The sequence below is a fragment of the Paraburkholderia terricola genome, from assembly GCF_900142195.1.
Lineage (GTDB): Bacteria > Pseudomonadota > Gammaproteobacteria > Burkholderiales > Burkholderiaceae > Paraburkholderia > Paraburkholderia terricola.
The window spans coordinates 49,036-69,389 of the sequence record NZ_FRAB01000019.1; the positions used below are offsets into that span (position 1 = coordinate 49,036).

The window sequence follows — 20,354 nt, forward strand, 5'->3', positions numbered from 1 at the left end:
ATCGTTCCTGTTGAATGTGACGCATGATGGCGTGGGTTATTTCAACGGCGCTTCGGCCTTCACGCCGACGATTTGCTCGATGGCCTTCGCGAGACGCGCGAAGCCTTCGTTCATGTCGTCGAGCGGCATGATCAGCGACGGCACGAAGCGCAGCACGTCCGGCCCCGCCATCAGCATGATCACGCCGTGCTGGCCCGCCGCGGTGACGAAGTCTTTCGCGCGGCCCCTGAACGCATCGGTCAATTCCGCGCCGATCAGAAGACCCTTGCCGCGCACCTCCTTGAACAAACCGAAGCGCTCGTTGAGTTTCGCGAGGTGAGCCTTCAGTGCATCGCTGCGCGCATGCACGCCTTCGAGCAGCCTGGGATCGCTGACCAGTTCGACCACCTTCTCGGCGATCGCCGAAGCCAGCGGATTGCCGCCATACGTCGTGCCGTGCACGCCGACCTTGAAATGCGCGGCCAGTTCGTTGGTGGTCAGCATCGCGCCGATCGGGAAACCGTTGCCGAGCGCCTTCGCGGTGGTGAGGATGTCGGGCGTGACGCCGGTTTCCTGGTACGCGTAGAAATAGCCGCTGCGGCCCACACCCGTTTGTACCTCGTCAAAAATCAGCAGTGCGCCGTGCTGATCGCAGGCCTCGCGCAGCGCCTTCAGGAACGCCGGATCGGCCGGGATCACGCCGCCCTCGCCCTGGATCGGCTCGACGATCACTGCGCAGGTTTTCGCGCCGATCGCTTTCCTCGCGGCTTCGATATCGTTGTACGGCAAATGGATGATGCCCTCGGGCACCGGGCCGAAGCCTTCCGAATACTTCGGCTGACCGCCGACGCTCACGGTGAAGAACGTGCGGCCATGAAAAGACTGCGTAAACGAGACGATTTCGAATTTATCCGCGCCGTGGCGCTCGAACGCGACGCGGCGCGCCAGCTTCAGCGCGGCTTCGTTCGCTTCGGCGCCCGAGTTGGCGAAGAACGCGCGGTCGGCGAACGTCAGATCTTCCAGACGCCTGGCAAGGCGCAGCACCGGCTCGTTGGTGTAGCCATTGCCGATGTGCCACAGCTTGCCGCCCTGCTCGTGCAGCACTTTCAGCAATTCGGGATGCGCATGACCGAGCGCGGTGACGGCGATGCCGCCGGCGAAGTCGATATAGTCGCGGCCTTGCGTATCCCAGACGCGCGAGCCGAGACCGCGATCCGGCACGAAGGGCGCGGGCGCAAACACCGGCACCATGACTTCGTCGAAGGTCTGTCGTGTCACAGTCAGGTCGTTCATGGCAAATCCTCGTTACAGGTGAGAGGTAATACCGTTAGTGTAGGAAACCGCAGGCGATACGTCTTGCGCATACGCGACGCTTTCTATGAGCTTCCACGCGCCGCACGCGATGCGTCACGCTCGATCGCGTCTTGCGCCGACTTATTGCGGCTCGTTGCGGCTCGTTGCGGCTCATTGCGGCTCATTGCGGCTTACTGCAACCCCATCGCGGCTTATTCCGGCCGCTCGATCAGCGCGCCCGCGCGCGGCTCGCTGGCCGCCACGCCGGTCGCGCCGGTCTGTTTGTCGATCCAGTTGCGACGATCCTCGCGCGGTGTGACACCAAAACGTTCGCGGTACGCATTCGAAAAGTGCGCCGCCGATGAAAACCCGCACGCGAGGCTGATCTGCACGACCGATTTGCTGGTGCGCTGCAATTGCGTGCGCGCTTTCGAAAGCCGCAGCCCCAGGTAGTATTTGGACGGCATCGAGCCGAGATACTGGCGAAACAGGCGCTCCAGTTGCCGCCGCGACACGCCGACGAGTCCCGCGATTTCGTCGGTGGTGAGCGGGTCTTCGATATTCGCTTCCATCAGCAGCAACGCGTCGTTCAAACGCGGATGGCGCTCGCCCGGCGCCGTCACGAACGGAATGCGCTGGCGCTCCTCGCCCGCGCGCAATACGCCGACGCCGAGCGTGTCCGCGATCCGGTCGGCCAGCTCGGGCCCATGATCGCGGCCGATCATCGCCAGCATGAAATCGACCGTGGCCTGGCCGCCCGCGCAGGTGGCGCGATCGCGGTCGATTTCGAAAATCTGTTGCGTGACGATCGAGCGTTCGAACTGCTCGGAGAACTGCTGATAGGTTTCCCAGTTGACGCTCACGCGATAGCCGGACAACTGCCCCGCCATCGCGAGCCACCAGACGCCGTGATGAATGCCGCTCACGAGCGGCGTGCGCTGCCCGACGCGCGACAGGCTCGCCAGAAACAGCCGGTAGTCGGCGAATTGCTGAAACCGTTCGCTGACGACGATCAGCCAGTCGCACGCAATCGCATCGCCGAACGCCGCATCGGCCGGCCAGTGCGCGCCGCCCGACAGCGGCACCGCGCGGCCGTCCCACGAACACACCTGGACGCGGTACAGCGCGCGGCCGTCGATTTCATTGGCGAGATTGAGCGCGTCGACAATCGGCCCGACGCCCGACATCGATACGGGCGGCAACGCGACGATTGCAACCTGCGTGGTGCGAGCCGGATTGGAGGGACGGGCCATCGCTCGATGAAACGCGCAGCGCGAGCCGCGCGTTACTTCAGGCTGCCGGAGAGGAACTGCTTGAGCCGTTCGCTGCGCGGCGTGGTGAGCACCTCGGCGGGCAGGCCCTCTTCCTCGGTGCGGCCTTGATGCAGGAACATCACATGATTCGACACGTTGCGCGCGAAGCCCATTTCATGCGTGACGACGATCATGGTGCGGCCTTCTTCCGCGAGCTTCTGCATGACCTTCAGCACTTCGCCGACCAGTTCGGGGTCGAGCGCGGAGGTGGGCTCGTCGAACAGCATCACGTCGGGGTTCATGGCGAGCGCGCGCGCAATCGCCACGCGCTGCTGCTGACCGCCCGACAGATGCGACGGATACTGCTTTTCCAGACGCGGCGCGAGACCGACCTTCTCGAGATATTCGCGCGCGCGATCTTCGGCCTCGCGACGCGGCAAACCGAGCACATGAATCGGCGCCTCGACGATGTTCTCGATCACGTTCATGTGCGCCCACAGGTTGAAGTGCTGGAACACCATTGCGAGCTTGGTGCGGATGCGTTGCAGTTGCTTGTGATCGGCCACTTCGAGATTGCCGTGGCGGTCGGCCTTGGTCTTGACCGTTTCGCCGTCGACGACGATCTGCCCGGCGTTCGGCCGCTCGAGAAAATTGATGCAGCGCAGGAAGGTGCTCTTGCCCGATCCGCTCGCGCCGATGATGCTGATCACGTCGCCCTTGTTCGCGTTCAGCGAGACGCCCTTGAGCACTTCGTTGTCGCCGTAGCGCTTGTGAATGTCCTGAACGGCGAGCTTGCAAGCTTCGGTTTGAGTCGTGTGGAGCAAGATGCTCTCCCTTGGAAAATACGGATCAATCTTGGTGACGGCGCGCATGCGTCGCGCCGCTCATGCGTACCCGGTTCGCTCAATGCGTGCGCACCGCCAGGTAACCCAGCCAGTGACGCTCGGCGCGGCGGAACAGCGCCACCAGCGCGAACGACACCACGAGGTAGATCAGCGCCGCGAGGCCGAACGCGTCGAACGACTGATAGGTGGCGGAATTCGCGTCGCGCGCCACCTTCAGGATGTCCGGCACCGTGGCCGTGAACGCGACCGTGGTGGCGTGCAGCATCAGGATCACTTCGTTACTGTACAACGGCAGTGCCCGGCGCAGCGCGGACGGTATCACAATGCGGCGGTACATCGTGAACCCGCTCATGCCGTAGGCGCGCGCCGCTTCCACCTCGCCATGCGAGGTCGAACGGATCGCGCCGGCGAAAATCTCGGTGGTGTACGCGCAGGTGTTCAGCGCGAAGGCGAGAATCGCGCAGTGAAAACCGCTGCGGAAAAACGCGTCGAGCAGTTGATGCGAGCGCACGAATTCGAGGCTGTACATGCCGGTGTAGATCAGCAGCAATTGCACGTACAGCGGCGTGCCGCGAAACACATAGGTGTAGAGGCGCACGGGCGTGGACAGCCAGCGCTTTTTCGACACCCGCGCCACCGCCAACGGTATCGCCAACACGAAGCCGATACCGACGGACGCCACCAGCAGCCACAGCGTGACCGCGAGGCCCGAGATGCGCTGACCGTCCCAGTACAGGAACGCGCGCCAGAATTGATTGAGGATATCGATCATGGTGGCTCAGAGCTCCGCGTGCCGCACGCCGATCGAATAGCGCTTTTCCAGCCAGATCAGCGCGAGATTCGATACCGTGGTGATCGCCAGATAGATCAGCGCGGCGACCAGGATGAAGAAGAACATGTTGAACGTGCTTTTGCCGGCGTCCTGCGCGGCCTTGACCACGTCCGCGAGACCGATGATCGACACGAGCGCCGTGGCCTTCACCAGCACCTGCCAGTTGTTGCCGATGCCGGGCAGCGCGAAACGCATCATCTGCGGAAACAGGATGCGCGTGAACACGCGCGCGCCGCTCATGCCATAGGCGCTGCCCGCCTCCAGTTGGCCGCGCGGCACCGCGAGAAACGCGCCGCGAAAGGTCTCGGTGAAATACGCGCCGTAGATGAAACCGAGCGTCAGCACGCCGGCCACGAACGGATCGATGTCGAACTGCGGCAGTTCGAGCGCGTCGGTGAGATTGTTGACCGCGATCTGGATGCTATAGAACAGCAGCAGCATCAGCACGAGGTCGGGCACCGAGCGGATCAGCGTCGTATAGCCGGTGGCGAGCGCCCGCAGCGGGCGGTTGAACGAGAGTTTCGCCGCCGCGCCCGCGAGGCCGAGCAGCACGGCGGCCGCCAGCGAGAGGACGGACAGCTCGATCGTCTGGATCGTGCCGGCGAGCAGCACCGGGCCAAAGCCGTAAAGGAACACGCGTGTCTCCATCCAGGTTCGTTGGGATGTCATGGACGACGCCGGCTTGCCTTGGCCGCTCGTCGTAGCATGCCGCGGAGTCTCGCAAGCGAAAATTAAATGCTCAAAGGCGGGCGCGCGGTTTGTTGCGGCGCATCAAGGCGGGCGTTGAGGACGCGGGAGGCTTGCAGCGCTTGGTGCTGCGGGCCGCGGGGATCGGCGGGCCCCCACGCGCCTCGCGCGCGCCGAGGCGATTTAGCAAGTTTCGGGTCGCTTTTTCGATAGATGGGAACGGTTGGATACAGCGCGGAGACTGGCCGAAAAATACCCGTATGGTTCGTAGATGAGTCGCGAAGCCCTTTCGTGACTCATCGATGAACGGCTTCTTGAGGTCGACTTCCCTGCGAACGGCCGACACGACACAACGCTCGCGACCCCGGGCGGTCCGAAAAAAAACCTACTCGAGCCCCAGCCGCGACCGGATCGCCGGCAGCATATGCTCCACGGCCGCGCGTCCCTCTTCGATCGCCGGCGCCGCGCGGTGAAAGTCGAAAATCCCCATGCCGCCCAGCCGCGGCTGAATCAGAATGTCGGCCGGTTCGCCCGCCAGGCGGCTGCGCGTGATCCGCACCTGCATGATGTCGATGCTCTGCGCGATCGAACTCAGCATGGACGGCACGCGCGCGCTCGGCGCGGGCGGCACGCGTACGTCGGTGGTGAAGCGCGCGTCGGCCGGCGCGAGCCAGCGCGGCCACGGCTTGCCGTTGCGGCGCAATGCGACCGGCGGCGGCGCATTCGGATCGATGGCGGGCGTGTCGACCACCGCGCCGCCGAAGTCCCGGCCGTTCAGAATGTCGTTGTTCAGATCGATGGCGATCACGCAGTCCGCCCGCATGCCGCGCGCCACCGAAACCGGCACCGGATTGCTCAGGCCGCCATCCACGAGCCAGACGCCGTTGTGCCACACCGGCGTGAAGATGCCCGGAATCGCAATCGACGCGCGCACCGCGTCCACCACGCTGCCGTCCTGCAACCAGCTTTCGCGGCCCGAATCGAGTTCGGTGGCGACCGCCGCGAACGGCATGTTCAACTGCGCGATCGAGCGGCCGGCGAATTTGTCGGCGAATAGTTGAATCACCTTGCGCCCGCCGAGCAAGCCGCCCGACAGGCGCAGATCGAGCAGCCGCACCACCGTCTGCCACGTGAGGCGCGACACCCACTCCTCGAGCCAGTCCAGGTCGCCGTTCGCGTAGACCGCGCCCACCAGCGCGCCGATCGACGTGCCGCACACCACGTCGGGCTTGATGCCCGCATCGTGCAGCGCGCGAATCGCGCCGATATGCGCCCAGCCGCGCGCGGCGCCGCCCCCCAATACCAGCCCGATGCGGCTGTACCGACGTCGACGTATCATGCTTGCCCCCGTCTTCTGTCCTGCGTCTTTTCTCGTCTATCGACCACGCATCACGTCCGAACGCGATGTGGTGTACACCTTCTGATACTGGTCGAAGTGCACGTTGAAAATGCCTTCTTCCGTCACGCCGCCCTCGCGCCACTTCCAGCTCCACACGGTTTCCGGCTTCAACGGAAACACCGCGACCTCGCCCGGCTTGCCGAGCAGGCGGCGCACTTCGTCCTCGCTCATGCCGATGCGGATCTTCGCGAAGTTGGCGGCGGTCAGCACCTGCGTGATCGCCTGCAATTTGCCGTCGCGGTCGATGTCGACCATGTAGGTGTTCAGCCCTTGCGGGCCACGTGGATATTCGAAGCGTTTTGAACCGTCGGTGTATGTGCGCTCGGTCTCCGGTTTACCCATTTGATCGCGAATCTGCGCCTCGGTCGTGACGCCCGGCGTCATGTTCTTGAGGAGGAGCGCGTCGGGTTTGACGGCGTTGAACAAGTCCTTGAGTTTTTGCACGGCGCGGTCGCTCTGTTGTTGGTCGCAGCCGCTCAGCGCGACGGATCCCGCCAGCATGGCGACGATAAGCAGTTTGAGGCTCACAGCGAGTTTCCTGTAGTGATGCGGGTCGGGCCACGCCCGTCCGCATCTCGTTGTGTAGTGTCTGCTACAGGATAACCGCGCAAGGAAAAAACCGCGAGCGAGAGCCGCGAGCCAGCGCGTGCAGTCGCGCGAGCCGGCTCGACATGAAAGAGGATGAAAGGCGGGATGAAAAGCGCGTGGCCTGAAAAGCAAAAAGGCGACGCTGTGCAAGCGTCGCCAGGTCGGTCGATACGGTCAACCGGAAGTGACAGCGGCCAGGTGGCCGCCTGAGACGAAGCACCGCGGACGACGCGCAGCGGTCAGGTTCCGGACGAAGCGGTGAGAGACCTTGGCCTCTGACCTTGCGCCATCGCCGGAATGAACGGACCGCTGCTGGTTTGGCCGCCCTGGTCCCTCGAAAAGCCTTCCAAGTGCAGCTAATCTAAACGGATTGGACACTTTAGACGAGAGCGCGTTTACACCGAATTGGCAGAGGATTTGCGTTCCGTGACAACCTCGGCCGCGCCGCGAGCGGCAACGCGCGCGTTCCTTATCCGCGCATGAAGGCGGCGAAGCCCGCGCGACCCGCGCCTTGCAGCACCGAATCGTTTTGCGGCGTGTGAATCCGCGCGCACAGCACGTCGCGGTAATGGCGTTCGAGCGGATTGTCGCGGCTCAAGCCCGGATTGCCGCTCGCCTCCACCGCCAGTTGCACAGCCTCGATCGACTGATTCGTCACCGTGTATTTGACCAGCGGCGCTTCGTCGAGCGTCATGTGCCGCGCGTGCGCGGCGGCGTCGAGCACGACGCGGTTGTTGAACAGCAGCGCGTCGATGCGGCCGAGCGTTTGCTCGAATGCGGGCAGGCTCGCGAGCGGCGCGCCGAGATTGCCAGGCTTGCGCTCGACGGCCCAGCGCGCGAACCAGTCGCGCGCGGCCCGCGCGACGCCGTCATAAACGGCCGGCAGCAGCACGCTCATCCACGCCAAACCCAGCGCATCCAACCCGGCGCCCGGCTCGCCTGGCGGATGGACATCCACTGCGTGCGCGGCGGGTACGGACACGCTGTCGAACACCAGTTCGTGACTGCCGGTCGCGCGCATGCCGAGATGGTTCCATTCGCTGCCGACGCGCACGCCGGGCGCATCGCGCGGCACGAGCCAGACGCCGACGCGCGGCGGCGTCTCGTCGCTGCGCGCCCACACCGCGAGCCAGGCGAGGCCGGGACTGCCGGTCGAATACAGCTTGCTGCCGTCGATGATCCAGCCGTCAGCGCCGCGCCTCGCGATCGTCGACGGCAAGCCGCCGCGCGCCGGCGTGCCGAGTTCGGGTTCGACGCGCAGCGAGTTGATCAGCGCGCCGTCGCGCACCGCTTCGCGCGCGACGCGTTCGCGCAGTTCGACCGGCCAATGCGGATTGCCCTGCAAGCGATGATGAAACAGATACTGCATCACCAGCACGAGCGCCGTGGACGGCTCGCCGCGCGCCACCGCGCGCACCACCTTCAACGCGTGCGGCAAGCTCGCGCCCGCGCCGCCGAGCGCAACGGGCACCGTCAGCGAGAGCAGATCGAATTCGTGCAGGCGCGCGAGGTTCGCATGCGGAAATTCGGCCGTGCGATCGTAGTGCGCGGCGCTCGCGGCGAACTCGCTCGCGAGTTGCGCGAGCAATGCGTCGAAGGCATCGCTGTCAAGCGGCGGATGACGGCGGGTCACTGCGGGATCGGCAAGCGGGGCATTCATGCGTGGGCTCTACAAGGTGATGACGGCGGCGGCAAAAGCATCGGAAAGTTCACGGCCTTCATGGCCTTCATGGCCTTCATGGCCTTCATGGCCTTCATGGCCTTCATGGCCTTCATGGCCTTCACGGCAAGGGAAAGCTGCGATCGAAGCTCGCGCGCACGTCCAGATGCGCGCGGATCACGTTGGCGGCTTCGTAGGTATCGGCGGTGCGCTGCTGCGCGGCGACCACGCTGTCGTCGATCGCCACGGGATGCACCTGGCCGCGTCGATAGACCGTTTTCAATACGTCCGTCGGCAAACCCGTGACGCGCGATTGCATCGCCGCGACTTCGTCGGGATGCGAGAGCGCCCAGCGCTGGCCGATCGCCACACGCTTTAGGAAGTCGGCGAGTTGCGCGCGCTTCTCCGCAATCGCGCGCTCGGTCGCCACCTGATAGCTGAGTCCTTCCGACAGGCCGACGCCGTTGGCGATGATGCGGTCGCGATCGCGCGCTTCGCCGAGCGCGGTGTACGGGTCCCACACGGACCACGCGTCCACGCTGCCGGACGCGAGCGCCGCCTTGGCGTCGGCGGGCGCGAGGAAGACGAAGGTGACGTCGGTCAGCGGCACGTTGGCTCTTTTCAATGCGGCAAGCGCGAGATAGTGGCCGATCGAGCCGCGCGTCGTCGCAATGCGTTTGCCCTTGAGGCTCGCGGCGTCGGTCAACGGCGAATGTTCGCGGACCACGATCGCCAGATCGAGCGGCGTCGAACGGGTGGCCGCGACCGCGCGCACTCGCGCGCCGGCGGCGAGCGCGAACACGAGCGGCGCGTCGCCGAGGCCGCCGACATCGACGGCGCCCGCGTTCAACGCTTCACCGAGCGGCTGCGCGGCGGGGAAATTGAACCACTCGATCTTGTACGGCAGGTCTTTCAGTTGACCGGAAGCTTCGAGAATGCCGCGCGTTTGCAACGACTGGTCGCCCACTTTGAGCACCGGCAGATCAGCCGCATGGGAAGGCGCCGCGCACAGCATCGCGCCGATCGCGAGCGTCGCGACGACGAATGGTTTGGCCAACAGGGATTGCGGGAATCGCGCAACGGATGAGAGCGAAAACGAAGAACGGGAAGTCGTCATAGCGGCGCTTACGTCATGGCATCGAGATGATGGGTCATTGACGATAAGGGACGCGTCCGCATAAGACAAACGCCTTATTCTTCTAAGCAAATACGCGGATTTTTATCGAACGGCGAGGCTCTACGTGAAGCGATTTCGCGCACGCGGCGCAGCGCGGGCGCGCGGCTTGAACCGCGCACCGTGCGTGCCCGCTTCGCCGCTTTCCCGCGCCCTGCCCCGCATCGCTCGCTTCACCCGCCCGGCTCGCGCGAGCATGCGCGAACGAACACCAACACGCGCCAAATCAGACCACATGAAAACCATGCGTGCCGTCGCGGCCGAGTTGCTCGACGAGGCCATACTCCCACTCCAGATAGGCGTTCATCGCTTCGCGCGCGTTATCGGTTCCCTCGTAAGGACGCCGGTAACGGTCGATACGCGGCGACGCCAGCCGCGTCTCACCGCTCTCGACCGGCAAGCCCGCCTCGATCCACGCGCTCGTGCCGCCGCTCAGCACCTGCACCGGTTTGCCGGTCGACGCCGCCAGTTCGGGCGCCGCGAAACGCGCGAGCAGGCTGCTGCCGCAGGTCACCACATAACGTCGCGCGTCGGGCAGCTTGTCGTGCAGGGCCGTCTCGAGCTGGCTGCGAATCACGAACCACGCGCCGGGAATGTGCCGCTTCACATAGTTCGCGCTGGTCGTGAAATCCAGCACGACGGTGCCGGGCGATTGCAGCAGCGTGACCAGTTCGGCCGGCGTGATTTCGTCGACGGCGGGCGGCGCGGGCGCATGGCGAGCCGCGGGCGGCGCCGCGCCTTTTTCGCTGAAGTCCGCGGCGGTCAAACCGTCCACCACGTAGACCTCGATGTTCATCTGCGCGAGCCACGACGCGGTCATGTTCGCGCGCACGCCGTCGCTGTCCGCGAGAATCACGCGCGCGCCGCGCACCGGCGCGACCATGTCGGTTTCCTGCACCAGCTGGCCGCCCGGCACACTGCGAAAGCCGGGCACGTGGCCCGCTTCGTACTCTTCCGGCGTGCGCACGTCGAAGCGATAGACGGTGCGCACCGCCTCGTCGGCCCAGCGGCGCGCTTCGTCACGCGACGTGCGGCCCACTCGCGCGCGCTCGGCCACCTCGCGCGCGGCGTCGGCGGCGGCCAGCCGAAGCGTGTCGTCGAGCACCGGATCGAAACGGCGCAAGCTGCCATGCGCGAGCGGCTGACCGGCAAGGGTCCAGCCGATCGTGCCGTTGCGCAGCGCCGCGACCGGATTCGGCACGCCCGCGTTGATCAGCGTCTGCGCGCCGATGATGCTGCGCGTCCGCCCCGCACAATTGACGATGATCCGCGTGGCCGGGTCCGGCGCGAGCTGCCGCGCGCGCAACGCCAGTTCGGCGCCCGGCACGCTGATGCTGCCGGGAATGTTCATGGTCTGGTACTCGTCGAAGCGGCGCGCGTCCAGCACCACCACGTCGGCTTCGCGATCGAGCAGCGCCTGCACCTCGGGCGCCGTCAGCGACGGCGTATGACGCTTGCTTTCCACCAGTTCGCCGAAGGCCTTGCTCGGCGCGTTGACGTCCTTGAACAACTCGCCGCCGGCGGCGCGCCAGCCTCGCAAACCGCCTTCGAGCAGCGTGACATCGGTATAACCCAACTCATCCAGACGGCGCGCGGCCCGCTCGGCGAGGCCCTCGCCGTCGTCCAGTACGACGATCGGCACGGCGAGGCGCGGCAAGCGCACGGGCGCATCCAGTTCGAGGCGCGACAGCGGCAGATTGGCGGCAAACAGCGGATGACCGCGTGCGTGCGGATCTTCCTCACGCACGTCGACGAGCGCGATTTCCTCGCGTTCGAACAGTGCGCGGCGCACGTCTTCGAATGACCGGGTACGGAACTCTTTAACGAAACTCATGGGATCACGGACTCCTTCGAAACATTCCAGATATTCGGCAGCACGTCGTTCGAGTAGCCGGAGACAAACGCCTTGCGGCCACCGCCGGCGGGATACACCGAGCGCGTCACCGCGCCAATGTTTCCACCGTACACGTGAATGCTGATCGACGTACGGTCACCAAAAGCGTTGCTCACGCGATGGATATCGCCGATGCGCGGCGACACCGCGTCCACCGTGCCGGCCGCGAGGCGTTTCGCCGCCCCCGTTTCCACCAGCGCGCCGTCCGCGGCGATGCGGTATGCCTGCGCAATTTCCGCGCCACGCAGCACGCCGATCAAACCCCATACGGTGTGATCGTGGACCGGCGTCGACTGCCCCGGCCCCCACACGAAACTGACGACCGAAAAACGCTGCCGCGCGTCCGCGTGCAACAGGTATTGCCGATAGCGCTCGGGATCGGGTTGCACGAACGCGTCGGGCAGCCAGTCGTCGTGTGCGATCAGTTCGCGCAGCGCGGCGCCGCCGGCTTCGAGCACATGCGCTTCGGGCGCCGCTTCGTCGACGAGCGACGCAATCCGGCCGACGAACGCGCGCAAGCGGTCGGGCCTCGAAATTCGGGTCATCGGTGGTTAGAAAGAATAGGTCAGAAGATAAGGCGCGGCGAACTATTCACGCACCGCGAGCGAGCGCCGCATTGAAAGTGTCGGTCCACATCGGTGCAACATCGACATGCCGCTCGATCACGGCGGCGCGCGCGAACGTGTCGGCCACCTGCTGTTCGCTCGCGATGTCCGCCGCCGTGACACCGGTGACGCGGCGCGCCTGGCTCTGGTTGCGGTACAACGAGAGGATCGCCGGTTCCGGCACGCGCAACTCGGCGGACAGGACTTTGGCATACGCGTCCTGATGCTGGGCGAACCACTGGCACGCACGCTGCAGCCGCACCAGCAGATCCGCGCACGCCGCCCGCCGCAGCGGATCGGCAAGCGCCGCCGGATGCCCGTAATACAGGTAGTTGCCGGACAGGTAGCCGTTGGCGTTTTTCAGCACGCGCGCGCCCGCTTGCGAGATCGCGAGCGGCACGTTGTAGCCGTAGATCGCCCAGGCGTCGAGCGAACCGGCGTTGAAGGCCGCGAAGCCGTCGCGCGGCGCGAGCGAGGCGGCCTGAATATCGTTGAACGACAGCCCCGCTTCCTCGAGCATGCGCAGCAGGTAGTAATGCGTGGTGGTCGCGCGCAGATAGCCGACGCGCTTGCCCTTGAGATCGGCGATCGAACGGATCGCCGAGCCTTTCGGCACCAGCACGACCTGGTTGTTGACGTCGTCCTTGTAGACGGCGATCACGCGGATCTGCGCGTTTTGCAGCCGCGCGAAAATCGGTGGAATCTCGCTGCCCGAGGCGATGTCGAGCGAGCCGCCGTTCATCGCCTCGATCATCGCGTTGCCGGACTGGAACTCGGACCAGTCGATCGTGTACGGCGTGTCGGCGAGGCCCGCGGTTTTCAGCAGCGTGGCGTCGCCGCCTTTGTAGGTCGCGACGCGCAAGCGGACCTGGCTCAGGTCGAGATGGGGATCGGTTTTGCCGTTTGGCTCGGCGTTCGTGGTGGCGTTTGTGGTGGCGTTTGCGGCGGAGGCCGCGTCGGAGATCAGGCCCGTGCTGGCGGTGAGCCACGGGGCGGCCGGCAACGCGGCCACGAGCCGGCGGCGCCGGAGCGACGCCGGCGAATCGGTAGATTGGGTCATCGTGGGGGAAGGTTCAGGTGAGGACGTCGGGCTCGGCTTCGACCAACCCTTCCAGCAGGCTCTGGAATGCGAATAGCGCGCCGCCCGCGCGGCCTACCTGCTCGTGCGTGAGCGTGGCGACGTCGTGCGCAATCGGCTGCGGCGTGCCGGCGGCTTCGGCAAGCAGTTGCGCGTGGCAGGCATTGTCGAGCGCGATGTACCACCAGGCCGCGGCCTCGACGCTCGGGCCCGCCGTGAGAATGCCGTGATTCTTCAGGATCACCGCGCGGCGTTGGCCGAGCGCCGCCGCGATGCGCGCGCCTTCGTCGGTATCGAGCACGACGCCGCGGAAGTCGTCGAACAACGCGTGGTCCTGATAGAACGCGCACGAGTCCTGGGTGAGCGGATCGAGCGTGCGGCCGAGCGTCGACCACGCCTTGCCGTACAGCGAATGCGTGTGCGCCGCCGCGATCACGTCGGGACGCGCTTCGTGAATCGCCGCGTGAATCGCGAAGGCCGCCTGATTCACCGGACCCTCGCCGACCACGATGTCCCCTTGCGCATTCACCAGCAGCAGATCGGACACGCGAATGCGGCTGAAATGCTTGCCGAACGGATTGACCCAGAAGTGATCGGGCCACTCGGGATCGCGCGCGGTGATATGCCCGGCGAGCCCCTGATCGAAGCCGTGGCGCGCGAACAGACGAAACGCGACCGCAAGCCGTTCCTGCCGGTAGCGGCGTTCGTCCGCGATGCTTTCGCGCGGCGGGACGTCGTCGAACCAGAACTTGCGCCGCGGCGCGTGTCGTTCGAGCGTGGACGAATCACGGGTGCGTCGCGGGGCTAGTGAGAGATCGGTCATCGCGCCTCCGTTCACGCCGCCACGCGCTCGACGCGCGCGATCCGCTCGCGGGTCGCCGGAATCAGTTCGCGGCCGTAGTCGATCGCGTCTTCGAGCGGATCGAAGCCGCGCACGAGGAAGGTCGAGACGCCGAGCGCGTAATACTCGGCGAGCGTCTCGGCGACCTGGTCCGGCGTGCCGACCAGCGCCGTCGAATTCGAGCGGCCGCCGATTTCCTTCGCAATGCCGGTCCAGAGGCGCTCGTCGACGCGGTCCGATTCACCGGATGCCGCGAGCAGCCGGCGCGCGCCCTCGCTCTGCGCCGGCCCGCCGACCCCGAGTCCTTGCGCCGCGCGCAGCCGTCGGGTCTCTTCGAGAATATGGTCCGCGCGCTCCCACGCGGCGGCTTCGGTGGCGGCGAGAATCGGCCGGAACGACACGGAGAAGCGCACGCTGCGGCCGTGTTTGGCGGCTTCGGCGCGCACGCGGGCGACTTGCTCCCGCACTTGCGCTTTCGATTCGCCCCACAGCGCGTAGACGTCCGCGTGACGGCCGGCGATTTCCAGCGCGGGCGCCGACGCGCCGCCGAAGTACACGGGGATGTGCGGCTGCTGCACCGGCTTCACTTCGGAGAAAGCCTGTTCGAAGCGGTAGTACTGGCCGTCGTGGTCGAAGGGTTCGGCTTCGGTCCAGACACGGCGCAGGATGTGCAGGTATTCGTCGGTGCGGGCATAGCGTTCGTCGTGCGAGAGGAAGTCGCCGTCGCGGCGTTGTTCGGCGTCGTCGCCACCGGAGATGATGTGCACGGCGAGGCGGCCGCCCGAGTAATGGTCGAGCGTTGCGAGCTGACGCGCGGCGAGCGTCGGCGCGACGAAGCCGGGGCGATGCGCGAGCATGAAATGCACCTTGCTCGTGACGCTGGCCGCGTGCGCGACGGTCAGGAGCGCGTCGGGGCTCGTCGAATGATGCGGCACCAGGATACGGTTGAAACCCGCGGCTTCGTGAGCACGGGCGAATTGCCCGACGTACTCGATGTCGATCGCCGGACCTTGCGGCGCGTGCGTTTCAGACACCTTGCGGGCCTGGATCATGCCGATGAATTCGATGGACACGATGGGGGTCTCCCGGAATGGATGGGTGTGCGCCCGGCATGGATAGGCTCGGCTGGGCGGCGGCGGTTCTTGTTCGACGCATTTGCTGTTTGCTCAGGGGAGTTAAGGTAGCAGCGCTGAATGCGCTTGTTAAATATTGATCGGCGATATGTTTATCGGGTTTGGGTGGAATGAGGCTTGGCGTTTCGGCCCTGCAGCGCGTGGTAGCTCGGCGGCCCGGATGTATTCCAGGCGGAGACAGCCAACTGGTTGTTGCGCGGGGCGATTTGTTTGCGAAGGTCGCAAAGCCCCGCAACCCGAGGCAGCGGAACGCCGAATGGATGGCGCGCGGAGCATGGCTGACCGCGGAAGTAGCCGTGCGCGCGAGGCACAGGCGATCGCGCTAAAAACCGAGCGCGAGATATTGAAGAGAAGAAGTCACGCGAGGCGCGGCTTGGCCGTCAGCCGCGCCCCAACCCATCAATCCGCTCCCTGACTTGCGCGATCACCGGCGCCCAGTCACCGACCCGCGGCTGTCGAAACAACGCCACCGAATCGTACCAGGCCGTGACCGGCGAGGCATCGCCCCAGAACCATGCGGATACGTGGTCGATCATCAGGCAGGTCGGCACGCCGAGCGCACCGGCCAGATGCGCGGGCCCGCTGTCGATCGTGACCACCAGATCCAGATTCGCCAGCAACGCCGCTACATCGTCGAATCCGGATCGAAAATGATGCGTCAGGTCGACGACTTCCAGCCCCTTGGCTCGCCACTGCGCGACCGTCTCGCCGCGTCCCGGCGACAACGCGAAATAGCTCACGCCCGGCACATTCAATAGCGCTTCGAATTGCCCGGCGGGCACTGAGCGCCGCATGTCGCGGATATGCTCGGGATTGCCGTTCCACACCAGCCCGACCGTGCGATTGCGCTTGTTACCGGCGACGCGCGCGTCGACATGGGCGTCGATCCGCTTGCGCCATGCCTGAACGAGCGACGGCTCGGCGCTCAGGTACGGCGCGCCCCATCCGGCAGCCTCGAAAACGCCGAGCCGCAGCGGCAGGCTCATCAGCCCGCAGTGGAAATCGGGCCGTGTTTCGAGGCTCGTTTCGAGCGGTAAATCGGCGGGCAATATCCGCTCGAACAAATGCCGCAACGGCCCGTCGTGACCGAAGATGACCCGGCCGCCTTCGCGTCTCGCCCGCTGCGCCAACAGCGGCAGAAAGCGCACCGCCCAAAGGCAGTCGCCATTGCCTTGTTCGCCATAGACAACCAGCGTCTTGCCGGCCAGCGATTCGCCCCGCCAATGCGCGCTGATTGCCGCGAGCGCATGCTGCGCGTTGTTGAGATCGTCGGCGAACGCGACGCGTGCTTCGTAATGCGCCCAGCCCTCGGCGAAACGCCCGGAACGAAGTTCGAGTTCCGAGAGGTCGAACAGCGCATGCGCGTTGTTCGGCGCGAGCACCAGCACGTGCCTGAGCAACGCCTCGGCTTCGGCAAAACGCGCCTGCTCCTTCACGCACAGCGCGAGCTTGTGTAGCGCCACCGGGTTGCCGGGCACGACGCGCACCGCTTCGCGCAGCAGCCGCTCGGCCGTGGCGAAGTCGTCGCGCTGCTGGATGGCCGCGGCGCGCCAGATCAGCGCGTCGGCGTTTTCGACGTTTTGCGAGAGCAGCAGTCCGGTGGCGGACTCGACCAGCGCCCAATCGCGCATGACGAACGCCGTCTGCGCAATCGTGTGAAGGAGCGTGGCTTCGTGGGAAGGATCGAGTCGATAGGCGCGCACCAGCGCGGCAAGCGCCTCGCGGTGGCCCGCTTTGTCACTGCCTGCGTGCTGCAGCAGCATCTGGCCCAACGCGAGCCACTCGGCGGCGCCCGCATTGGGCGCGGCGGCCCGCGCGCGCAAGTCCGCCAGTGGGCTACTGGGGGGCAGGGTATTCAGGTCGTTCATCGGGAAGGCGCCACGCCGCGTGGCATGAAGACGAAGCCGCGCGGGAAACGCCCGTTACGGCGCACTCGCCGCGATCTTCGGCGTGCTGACCGCGACATCGCCGCACTGCGCGCGGTGGCGCAGCGCGTGGTCGATCAGCACGAGCGCGAGCATCGATTCAGCGATCGGCGTGGCGCGAATGCCGACACACGGATCATGCCGCCCGAACGTTTCGACGATGGCCGGCTGCCCCGCCTTGTCGATCGAACGGCGCGGCGTGCGAATGCTCGACGTGGGCTTGATCGCGATCGACACCGTGATGTCCTGCCCGGTGGAAATGCCGCCGAGCACGCCGCCCGCGTGATTGCCGACGAAGCCCTCCGGCGTCAGTTCGTCGCCATGCACCGAACCGCGTTGCGCGACGCTGGCGAAGCCCGCGCCGATCTCGACGCCCTTGACGGCGTTGATGCCCATCATCGCGTGCGCGATGTCCGCGTCGAGACGGTCGAACAGCGGCTCGCCAAGGCCGACCGGCACGCCGGAAGCCACCACGTTGATGCGCGCGCCGATGGAGTCGCCCTCCTTGCGCAGCGCGTCCATGTACGCTTCCAATTGCGGCACGATCTCGGCGTTCGGCGCGAAGAACGGATTTTCACGCACTTGCGCCCAGTCGACGAAAGGCACGTCGATCTCGCCGAGCGCGGCCATGTAGCCGCGAATCTCGACGCCGAACTTCTCGCGCAGCCACTTCTTCGCGACCGCGCCCGCCGCCACCGTGGGCGCCGTCAGACGCGCCGACGAACGGCCGCCGCCGCGATAGTCGCGAATGCCGTATTTCTGCCAGTAGGTGTAGTCCGCATGACCTGGGCGGAACGTCTCGGCGATGTTGCCGTAGTCCTTGCTGCGCTGGTCCGTGTTGCGGATCAGCAGCGCGATCGGTGCGCCGGTGGTCTCACCTTCGAACACGCCGGACAGGATCTCGACCTTGTCTTCTTCCTGACGCTGCGTGACGTGGCGCGACGTGCCGGGTTTGCGGCGGTCGAGTTCGAGCTGGATGTCGGCTTCGTTGAGCGCCATGCCCGGCGGGCAGCCGTCGATCACGCAGCCGATAGCGGGACCGTGCGATTCGCCGAAGGTCGTGACAGTGAAAAGCGTACCGAGCGTGTTGCCGGACATGGGCGTCGTCCAAAAGAAATGCGGGGGAAGCGTTATTATGCCAGCCCGCATGGCGCGAGGGCGGGCCGCCCGCGTGCTTATGACTTGAGGACAAGCCGCGAGCCGCCGCGACGCCGGCGCGGCCTTACTTGCGCGCCCCACGCAATTCGGTGACGATCCGCTGCAGCATCTCCGGCGTCGCGAGCGCCGGATCGATCGGCTCGCCCACCGCCAGGGTCAGCCGGCTCATCACGCCCTTCTGTATCGGCCGCGGCCAGCGCGCATCGTCGGCGCGCGAAAACACGCTGCCCCACAGGCCGCGCAGCGCCATCGGTATCACCGGCGCGGGCGTGCGCCGGATGATTTCGGTCACGCCGTGGCGAAACGGATTCATTTCACCGGTTCTCGTGAGCTTGCCTTCCGGGAAAATACAGACCAGTTCGCCCTCGGCGAGCGCCTGCGCGCATCGCTCATAAGCTTGCGTGAGCAGCTGGGCGTCCTGATGCGCCGGCGCGATAGGAATCGCCTTCGCATGACGGAACACCCAGCCGGCGAACGGCGACCTGAAGATCTGATGGTCCATCACGAAACGGATCGGCCGCGGGCTCTCCGCCATGATCACGATCGCGTCGACAAAGCTCACGTGGTTGCACACCAGCACCGCGGCGCCTTCCTCGGGAATGCGCTCGGCATGCACGAGACGCATCCGGTAAAACGTATGCACGAGCACCCATGCGATGAAGCGCAGCAGAAACTCGGGCACCAGCGAATAGATGTAGGTCGCGACGACGATGTTCAGCAACGCCGTAACCAGAAAAATCGCCGGAATGCCGAAGCCCGCCGCGGTCAACGCCATCGCCATCAGCGCCGAGACGATCATGAACAACGAATTCAGAATATTGTTCGCGGCGATGATGCGCGCGCGGTGACTCGGCTGGCTGCGGCTCTGGATCAGCGCGTAGAGCGGCACGCTGTAGAACCCGCCGAACATGGCGAGCAGGAACAGGTCGGCCAGCACGCGCCAATGGGCGGGCCGCACGAGAAATTCGCCGACGGCGAGCAGATGTCCCGCGGGCGGCAGCGCGCGGCTCGCGAAAAACAGGTCGATTGCGAACACGCTCATGCCGATCGAGCCGAGCGGCACCAGGCCGATTTCGATGCGCCGCTTCGAGAGCTTTTCGCACAACAGCGAACCGATGCCGATGCCGATCGAGAACGTGCCGAGCAGCACCGTCACCACGTCCGGGTCGGCGGACAGCACGTTTTTCGCAAAGCTGAAAAACGACGACAGAAAAGTCGCGCCGACGAACCACAGCCACGATATGCCGAGCAGGCTCAGAAACACGGTGCGGTTTTCGCGCGCCAGCTTCAGGTTGCGCCACGTCTCGCTAACCGGATTCCAGTTGATGCGCAGGTCCGGCTGCGGCGCCGCCGTGACCGGCACGAAGCTCGACACGAAGCGCCCCGCCAGCGCAACCGCGACACAGGCGCAAGCCAGCACGATCGCGCCATGTTCGACGAACCCCGCGCCGGCGCCGCCGACGATCGTGCCGATCAAGATCGCGACGAACGTGCCCATCTCGACCATGCCGTTGCCGCCCACCAGTTCCGCCTTCGACAGATGCTGCGGCAGGTACGAGTATTTGACCGGTCCGAACACGGTCGAATGGACGCCCATCAGAAACGTGCATGCATACAGCAACGGTGCGTTATGCAGCAGAAAACCCGCGCCGCCGATCAGCATCACGACGATCTCGAAGCTCTTGACGAAGCGCGTGAGCATCGCCTTGTCGTACTTGTCGGCGATCTGGCCGGAGGTGGCGGACAGCAGCACGAACGGCAAGATGAAGATCGCCGAAATCAGAAACGCCGCCGTTTTCGGATCGACGCCGGAAAAGCGCGCCGCCTGATACGTGACGAGCGACGTGAAGCCGATCTTGAAGACGTTGTCGTTCATCGCGCCGAGGAACTGGGTCCAGAAAAAAGGCGCGAAGCGGCGCTGCCGCAGTAGCCGGAACTGCGATTCGTGCGCCTCGTGCGGGCGCGCGGCACGACGGCCGGCAGGTATCGGACGATCGCTCATGAAGGTCG

At 65.8% G+C, this 20,354-nt stretch carries 17 protein-coding genes; all 17 read right to left on the reverse strand.

Translation table 11 applies throughout. The annotated features are described in order from the left end of the window. Nucleotides 1–36 precede the first annotated feature (36 nt). Nucleotides 37–1,272, reverse strand: a complete 1,236-nt coding sequence (locus tag BUE39_RS17895; RefSeq protein ID WP_073430058.1) for an aspartate aminotransferase family protein — start codon at nt 1,270–1,272, stop codon at nt 37–39. A gap of 212 nt (nt 1,273–1,484) precedes the next feature. After that, entirely contained in the window at nt 1,485–2,525 is a 1,041-nt protein-coding gene (locus tag BUE39_RS17900) for a GlxA family transcriptional regulator (RefSeq protein ID WP_073430059.1), read from the reverse strand. Nucleotides 2,526–2,557: 32 nt separating this feature from the next. After that, entirely contained in the window at nt 2,558–3,349 is a 792-nt protein-coding gene (locus BUE39_RS17905) for an ABC transporter ATP-binding protein (RefSeq protein ID WP_073430113.1), read from the reverse strand. A 79-nt stretch (nt 3,350–3,428) separates the two neighbouring features. Next, entirely contained in the window at nt 3,429–4,142 is a 714-nt protein-coding gene (locus BUE39_RS17910) for an ABC transporter permease (RefSeq protein ID WP_073430060.1), read from the reverse strand. 6 nt (nt 4,143–4,148) lie between these two features. Continuing rightward, nucleotides 4,149–4,838, reverse strand: a complete 690-nt coding sequence (locus BUE39_RS17915) for an ABC transporter permease (protein ID WP_073430114.1) — start codon at nt 4,836–4,838, stop codon at nt 4,149–4,151. Nucleotides 4,839–5,274: 436 nt separating this feature from the next. After that, nucleotides 5,275–6,228, reverse strand: a complete 954-nt coding sequence (locus BUE39_RS17920; RefSeq protein WP_073430061.1) for a patatin-like phospholipase family protein — start codon at nt 6,226–6,228, stop codon at nt 5,275–5,277. A 36-nt stretch (nt 6,229–6,264) separates the two neighbouring features. Further along, a complete protein-coding gene (bamE, locus tag BUE39_RS17925; protein ID WP_073430062.1) occupies nt 6,265–6,816 on the reverse strand; it encodes an outer membrane protein assembly factor BamE domain-containing protein in 552 nt (183 codons plus the stop codon). 529 nt (nt 6,817–7,345) lie between these two features. Continuing rightward, the gene (locus tag BUE39_RS17930) at nt 7,346–8,536 is read right to left on the reverse strand and encodes an acyl-CoA dehydrogenase family protein (RefSeq protein WP_073430063.1); all 1,191 of its coding nucleotides are present in this window, start codon (nt 8,534–8,536) and stop codon (nt 7,346–7,348) included. Nucleotides 8,537–8,657: 121 nt separating this feature from the next. Beyond that, entirely contained in the window at nt 8,658–9,551 is an 894-nt protein-coding gene (locus tag BUE39_RS17935; RefSeq protein WP_073430115.1) for an ABC transporter substrate-binding protein, read from the reverse strand. 385 nt (nt 9,552–9,936) lie between these two features. Continuing rightward, a complete protein-coding gene (locus BUE39_RS17940) occupies nt 9,937–11,544 on the reverse strand; it encodes a rhodanese-related sulfurtransferase (RefSeq protein ID WP_073430064.1) in 1,608 nt (535 codons plus the stop codon). After that, complete coding sequence (locus BUE39_RS17945) at nt 11,541–12,149, reverse strand: cysteine dioxygenase family protein (protein WP_073430065.1); 609 nt, start codon at nt 12,147–12,149, stop codon at nt 11,541–11,543. The genes BUE39_RS17940 and BUE39_RS17945 overlap by 4 nt, the downstream gene beginning before the upstream one ends. A 46-nt stretch (nt 12,150–12,195) precedes the next feature. Next, nucleotides 12,196–13,269: an ABC transporter substrate-binding protein gene (locus tag BUE39_RS17950; RefSeq protein WP_073430066.1), complete on the reverse strand. Its 1,074-nt coding sequence runs from the start codon at nt 13,267–13,269 to the stop codon at nt 12,196–12,198. A 13-nt stretch (nt 13,270–13,282) separates the two neighbouring features. Further along, on the reverse strand, nt 13,283–14,110 hold the full coding sequence (locus BUE39_RS17955) for a class II aldolase/adducin family protein (protein WP_073430067.1): 828 nt from the start codon (nt 14,108–14,110) through the stop codon (nt 13,283–13,285). Nucleotides 14,111–14,121: 11 nt separating this feature from the next. Then, nucleotides 14,122–15,201 carry an LLM class flavin-dependent oxidoreductase gene (locus BUE39_RS17960; RefSeq protein WP_073430068.1) on the reverse strand — a complete coding sequence of 360 codons (1,080 nt, stop codon included), beginning with the start codon at nt 15,199–15,201 and terminating at the stop codon, nt 14,122–14,124. A gap of 440 nt (nt 15,202–15,641) precedes the next feature. Next, nucleotides 15,642–17,129 (reverse strand): tetratricopeptide repeat protein, encoded by a 1,488-nt coding sequence (locus BUE39_RS17965; protein WP_073430069.1) that lies wholly within the window; start codon nt 17,127–17,129, stop codon nt 15,642–15,644. Between the two features lie 54 nt (nt 17,130–17,183). Next, nucleotides 17,184–18,284 carry a chorismate synthase gene (gene aroC / locus BUE39_RS17970; protein ID WP_073430070.1) on the reverse strand — a complete coding sequence of 367 codons (1,101 nt, stop codon included), beginning with the start codon at nt 18,282–18,284 and terminating at the stop codon, nt 17,184–17,186. A 124-nt stretch (nt 18,285–18,408) separates the two neighbouring features. Then, nucleotides 18,409–20,346, reverse strand: a complete 1,938-nt coding sequence (locus BUE39_RS17975) for an MFS transporter (RefSeq protein ID WP_073430071.1) — start codon at nt 20,344–20,346, stop codon at nt 18,409–18,411. Between the last annotated feature and the right edge of the window lie 8 nt (nt 20,347–20,354).